At 60.7% G+C, this 6000-nt stretch carries 5 protein-coding genes; 3 read left to right on the plus strand and 2 right to left on the minus strand.

Features of this window, described 5'->3' with window-relative positions; genetic code table 11:
* Positions 1–15: 15 nt before the first annotated feature.
* Positions 16–969 (minus strand): TIGR02285 family protein, encoded by a 954-nt coding sequence (locus DBR18_RS16015; RefSeq protein WP_108591043.1) that lies wholly within the window; start codon positions 967–969, stop codon positions 16–18.
* Positions 923–2122 (minus strand): CaiB/BaiF CoA-transferase family protein, encoded by a 1200-nt coding sequence (locus tag DBR18_RS16020; protein ID WP_108591044.1) that lies wholly within the window; start codon positions 2120–2122, stop codon positions 923–925. Before DBR18_RS16020 ends, DBR18_RS16015 begins: the two co-directional genes overlap by 47 nt.
* 146 nt (positions 2123–2268) lie before the next feature.
* Between DBR18_RS16020 and DBR18_RS16025 the strand changes: the two genes are divergently transcribed.
* The 3 genes from DBR18_RS16025 (at position 2269) to DBR18_RS16035 (ending at position 5953) form a co-directional block, all read left to right on the plus strand.
* On the plus strand, positions 2269–2811 hold the full coding sequence (locus tag DBR18_RS16025; protein ID WP_108591045.1) for a YaeQ family protein: 543 nt from the start codon (positions 2269–2271) through the stop codon (positions 2809–2811).
* A gap of 55 nt (positions 2812–2866) precedes the next feature.
* Positions 2867–4576, plus strand: coding sequence for a single-stranded-DNA-specific exonuclease RecJ (gene recJ / locus DBR18_RS16030; RefSeq protein WP_108591046.1), 1710 nt, complete (start codon positions 2867–2869; stop codon positions 4574–4576).
* A gap of 270 nt (positions 4577–4846) precedes the next feature.
* Positions 4847–5953 (plus strand): NADH:flavin oxidoreductase/NADH oxidase, encoded by a 1107-nt coding sequence (locus tag DBR18_RS16035; protein ID WP_108591047.1) that lies wholly within the window; start codon positions 4847–4849, stop codon positions 5951–5953.
* Positions 5954–6000: the final 47 nt, after the last annotated feature.

A 6000-nucleotide genomic window follows, 5' to 3' on the forward strand; every position in this document is an offset into this window, starting at 1 on the left:
TTTTGCCCGCAGGTTTTACGGGGCGGCCTGCTGTTCGAAAAAAATCCGTGCCTGTTGCAGGTAATCCGTGCGCATTTCGGGATCCAGCCATTGGGCATATGACTGATCCAGTTGCTCATGGGGCAGGGTACGCAGCAGTTGGTTGATCTCACTGATCGCCTGACGTCCCTGAGGGGTATCGGAACATCCGACATATCCGGACAGATATTTGCCTGTGCCTCGAACCGTATAGAACACCAACTCATCGTCGGGAATCTGTGCCTGGCGTGCCTGATAACGGATTTCCGGCCAATAACCCAGCACCACTTGCAAGCGCCCCAGACGCTGCATTGACAGCAGGCTGCTCAGAGCATCATTGCCGTAATGCGGTGTCAGTACACCTTCGGGGGCTTGCTTCAGGAGATTGTCGAGAAACTCGCCGTAGCTTCGCTCTGCCACCACCCCGATCTTATTCCCACCCTTGGCCAGAAATGCCGTCAGATCGATTTCACCGTCGACCAGATAAGGCATCAGCACATCGCGATCTTTCTGACGCACCACCAGCCCATTGCTGACAGCGCGAAACGCCGGGACAGAGAAAGCGATCCATTGCGTACGTTCCTTGCTCCAGATCAGCGAAGGGTCGCAGGTGAAGGTCGGTTCGTGCAGCATCTGCATGCCCCGGGCGCGATTGACCCGCATCAGCGTGTGTTCGTATTGCGGCATGCCGGCGATCAGCATCGGCAGCAGTTGATCGATCACGCCCTGACCCTTTTTCGGGCCTTCGAAGATGGTTAGCGGCGGCAGGTCGCGCAGCAACCAGACCAGCGTTGGTTTCGCCTGAGCCCAAGCGGGCAGGGCCAGCAGAAACAACAGGCCGAACAGCCGCCACGTCCACCCGTGGTGGGCGTGGTTGGCGTCCGAAGTCTGCCAATGTTTCAGCTTAGATGGCTCCGTCTTCGCGCAAGCGAGCGATCTGCTGTTCGTCATAGCCAAGATCGTGGAGTACCTGCGCATTGTGTTCACCGAGCTGCGGCCCGACCCATTCGGAAGTGCCCGGTGTTTCAGAGAGTTTCGGCACGATGCCTGGCATCTTGAAAGGTCTGCCGTCCGGCAGTTTCGCCTGCAGGAACATTTCCCGGGCCAGGTACTGCGGGTCGCTGAACATGTCTTCGGCGCTGAAGATCCGGCTGGCCGGTACTTCCGCCTGATTGAGCAAATCGAGCACGCTTTGCAGCGGCAGCGAATTGACCCAACGGTCGATTACGCCATACAACTCGTCACGACGACTGTCGCGCCCGTCGTTGCTCGCCAGCGTCGGGTCGTTGGCCAGATCCTCGCGGCCGATGATCAGCATGAAGCGCTTGAAGATCGCGTCGCCATTGGCGCCGATCTGCACGTGTTTGCCGTCGGCGCTGGTGTGGATTGATGAAGGCGTGATGCCCGGCATGATGTTGCCGGTGCGCTCGCGGATGAAACCGAACACGTCGAACTCCGGCACCATGCTTTCCATCATGGCGAAAATCGCCTCGTATAGCGCGACATCGACCACCTGGCCGACACCGCCATTGACCTCGCGATGACGCAGCGCCATCAGCGCGCCAATCACGCCCCACAGTGCGGCAATCGAGTCACCGATGGAAATCCCGGTGCGCACCGGCGGCCGGTCATCGAAACCGGTGATGTAGCGCAAGCCGCCCATGGATTCGCCGACCGCACCGAAGCCCGGTTGATCCTTCATCGGCCCGGTCTGACCGAAGCCCGAGAGGCGCACCATCACCAGTTTCGGGTTCAGCGCGTGCAGGGTTTCCCAGCTCAGCCCGAGTTTTTCCAGTACACCGGGGCGAAAGTTCTCGATCAGGATGTCGGCCTCGCCCAGCAGCTTTTTCAGAATCGCCAGGCCATCGGGATGTTTGAGGTTCAGCGTCAGCGATTTTTTGTTGCGCGCTTGAACAAACCACCACAGCGAGGTGCCTTCATACAATTTGCGCCACTTGCGCAGCGGATCACCTCCGTCGGGCGATTCGATCTTGATCACTTCGGCACCGAACTCGCCGCAAATACGCGAGGCAAACGGCCCGGCAATCAACGTACCCAATTCAATGACTTTCACACCGCTGAGCGGTTTGTTGGCGAACGGCATACTGAATCCTGTAGGACAAGGCTGAGCGGATACAGCGTTTTAACATAGCCGGCTGTCAGACGCCGCAGGTTGATCGCCATCAATTCGATGATTGCCTACCGCATCGGTTAGACTTGCCGACTTTCCTCGTATCAAGAAGCCCGTTCATGGCCCAGCCGTCTACCACATACAAATTCGAACTGAACCTCACCGACCTCGACCGCAGCGTCTACGAGAGCGTCAAGCAGACCATCGCCCGTCACCCTTCGGAAACCGAAGAACGCATGACCATGCGGCTGCTGGCCTACGCCCTCTGGTACAACGAACTGCTGTCGTTTGGCCGTGGTCTGTCGGACGTGGATGAGCCTGCACTGTGGGAAAAGAGCCTGGATGACCGCGTTCTGCACTGGATCGAAGTCGGCCAGCCGGACGCCGATCGTCTGACCTGGTGCTCGCGTCGCACCGAGCGCACCAGCCTGCTGGCCTATGGCAGCCTGCGTGTATGGGAAGGCAAGGTCGTACCGGTGGCGAAGAACCTGAAAAACGTCAACATCGCCGCCGTGCCGCAGGAAGTGCTGGAAACCCTGGCCAAGGACATGCCGCGCGTCATCAAGTGGGACGTGATGATCAGCGAAGGCACCATTTTCGTCACCGACGACCGTGGTCAGCACGAAGTCCAACTGGAATGGCTGGCAGGCGAGCGCGGCTGATCCCGCGCCGCCCGCTGATTTATCCCACGTATTCAAGAGAAGTTTCCGTTACCCCATGCGTATTGATCCTCGACCGTTGCCTGCGACTCTGCCGTTTCTCGGCGACCTGCCACCGCTGTTGACCCGGTTGTACGCGGCGCGAGGCGTGCAGTCCGAAGCGGAGCTGGATAAAAGTCTGGCGCGGCTGATTCCGTTTCAGCAGCTCAAGGGCATCGAGGCGGCGGTGGATCTGCTGGTGACGGCACTGGAGCAGCGTCAACGGATTCTGATCGTCGGCGACTTCGACGCCGACGGCGCGACGGCCAGCACGGTCGGCGTGCTCGGCTTGCGTCTGCTGGGCGCGGCGCACGTCGATTATCTGGTGCCGAACCGCTTCGAATACGGCTATGGCCTGACCCCGGAAATCGTCGAAGTCGCCCTGACGCGCGAGCCGCAGTTGCTGATCACCGTCGACAACGGCATCTCAAGCGTCGAAGGCGTGGCCGCCGCCAAGCGCGCAGGACTGAAAGTCTTGATCACCGACCACCACTTGCCCGGCGATGAACTGCCGGCGGCCGATGCGCTGGTCAACCCGAACCAGCCCGGCTGCGAGTTTCCGAGCAAGGCGCTGGCCGGGGTCGGGGTGATTTTCTACGTGTTGATGGCCTTGCGTGCACGTCTGCGCAGCCTTGGCTGGTACGAGAGCAAACCGCAGCCGAACATCGGCGAACTGCTGGATCTGGTGGCGCTTGGCAGCGTTGCCGACGTGGTGCCGCTGGACGCCAACAACCGGATTCTGGTGCATCAGGGCCTCGAGCGGATTCGCGCCGGGCGCGCACGGCCGGGGATCAAGGCGATTCTCGAAGTCGCCAAGCGTGATGCGGCGCGGATTACCTCCACCGATCTGGGTTTTATCGTTGGCCCGCGCCTGAATGCGGCGGGGCGTCTGGACGACATGAGCCTGGGTATCGAATGCCTGCTCACCGCCGATGCCAATCTGGCGCGGGAAATGGCTGCGCAACTGGACGGCATGAATCAGGACCGCAAATCCATCGAGCAGGGCATGCAGCGCGAGGCGCTGGCCCAGCTCAAGGACTTGCCGGTGGAATCGATGCCGTTCGGTCTGTGCCTGTTCGATCCCGAGTGGCATCAGGGTGTGATCGGCATTCTTGCCTCGCGCATGAAAGAGCGTTATTTCCGCCCGACCATTGCCTTTGCCGACGCCGGTGACGGCCTGCTCAAGGGCTCGGGACGTTCGGTGCAGGGTTTCCATATTCGCGATGCGCTGAGTGTGGTGGCGGCGCAGCATCCGAACCTGATCGCCAAGTACGGTGGCCACGCGATGGCGGCCGGTCTGACCTTGCCGCAAGAGAATTTTCCGCTGTTCGCCGAGGCTTTCGATGCCGAAGTGCGTCGGCAACTTCGCGAAGAAGACCTGACCGGGCGCATGCTCTCGGATGGCACGTTGGCGGTCGAGGAATTCCATCTGGAACTGGCCCGCGCCCTGCGTCATGCAGGGCCTTGGGGCCAGCACTTTCCGGAGCCGCTGTTCCATGGCGTGTTCCAGTTGATCGAGCAGCGAGTGGTCGGTGAGCGGCACCTCAAAGTGGTGCTGAAAAGCGAGTGCGGCTCGGTGAAGCTCGATGGCATTGCCTTTGGTATCGACCGCGAGGTGTGGCCGAATCCGACTATTCAGTGGGTCGAACTGGCTTACAAGCTCGACGTTAACGAGTTTCGGGGTAACGAGACGGTGCAACTGATGATTGCCCACATCGAACCGCGCTGACGCCATTCGCGAGCAGGCTCGCTCCCACAGGGATATGCATTCCAAAATGTGGGAGCGAGCCTGCTCGCGAAAGCACCCGTTCACACACTGAATCACTCTGAACCCTCCTTCATTCCCGGTTGTCGACTAGGCTCTAAGCACTGCTTGATTGGCCTTGTGACGTCTTGTCGAATTTTCTACCCGCGGGGGCGGGTGCTGCACCTTTTCCTGTCACTCGTCGACTTTTCAAACAGAACCCTGGAGCCTGCCCACTGATTTGAGAGGTGCCCCATGAGTCTGCTGCTCGAACCCTTTACCCTTCGTCAACTGACCCTGCCCAACCGCATCGCCGTCTCGCCGATGTGCCAATACTCCAGCGTCGACGGTCTGGCCAACGACTGGCATCTGGTGCACTTGGGCAGCCGTGCTGTCGGCGGCGCCGGCCTGATTTTCACCGAGGCCACGGCAGTCACCGCTGACGGGCGCATCACCGCCGAAGACCTCGGTTTGTGGAACGACGAACAGATCGAACCGCTGCAACGCATCACTCGTTTCATTACCGCCCAGGGCGCTGTCGCCGGGATTCAACTGGCCCACGCCGGGCGCAAGGCCAGCACCCATCGCCCTTGGCTGGGCAAACATGGCAGTGTCAAACCGGAGGATGGCGGCTGGATCCCGGTTGGACCATCGCCAATTGCTTTCGACCCACAACACACGCAACCGAAACAGCTCGATGAAGGGCAAATCGCGGAAGTCATCCGGGCGTTCGTTGACGCCGCCAAACGTGCATTGACGGCGGGTTTCAGTGTGGTCGAGGTGCATGCCGCCCACGGTTATCTGCTGCATCAGTTCCTGTCGCCGTTGAGCAATCAACGCCGCGATCAATACGGTGGTTCGTTCGAAAACCGCATTCGCCTGGTGCTGCAAGTCACCGAAGCCGTGCGTGAGGTTTGGCCGCAAGAGCTGCCGGTGTTCGTCCGGGTGTCGGCCACCGATTGGGTCGAAGACGGCTGGAACCCGGATGAAACCGTGGAACTGGCGCGCCGTCTCAAGGCGCTGGGGGCGGATCTGATCGATGTGTCGTCCGGCGGCACGGCGGCCAACGCCGAGATTCCCGTGGGACCGGGTTATCAGACGCGCTTTGCCGAACGGGTACGCAAGGAGTCAGGCATCGCCACCGGCACCGTCGGCATGATTACCGAGCCGGCCCAGGCCGAGCACATTTTGCGCACTTGCCAGGCCGACATCATTTTCCTCGCCCGCGAATTGCTGCGTGACCCGTACTGGCCGCTGCACGCCGACGATGATCTGGGCGGGCGCAAAGCGGTGTGGCCGGCGCAGTATCAGCGCGCGACCCATCGTGATCAGCCGATTCACGAGTCGGATCTTCGCGATTGATTTCAAGTCTGCGTAACGTCTATAAAACCCGCCATTGAACCGGCGGG

The organism is Pseudomonas sp. HMWF021 (genome assembly GCF_003061005.1).
GTDB lineage: Bacteria > Pseudomonadota > Gammaproteobacteria > Pseudomonadales > Pseudomonadaceae > Aquipseudomonas.

Bases quoted from the DNA above. Each gene is read 5' to 3' on its own strand.
- DBR18_RS16020 (WP_108591044.1), bottom strand. From the start codon at position 2,122: ATGCCGTTCGCCAACAAACCGCTCAGCGGTGTGAAAGTCATTGAATTG.
- DBR18_RS16035 (WP_108591047.1), top strand. From the start codon at position 4,847: ATGAGTCTGCTGCTCGAACCCTTTACCCTTCGTCAACTGACCCTGCCC.
- DBR18_RS16015 (WP_108591043.1), bottom strand. From the start codon at position 969: ATGACGAACAGCAGATCGCTCGCTTGCGCGAAGACGGAGCCATCTAAG.
- DBR18_RS16025 (WP_108591045.1), top strand. From the start codon at position 2,269: ATGGCCCAGCCGTCTACCACATACAAATTCGAACTGAACCTCACCGAC.
- recJ (WP_108591046.1), top strand. From the start codon at position 2,867: ATGCGTATTGATCCTCGACCGTTGCCTGCGACTCTGCCGTTTCTCGGC.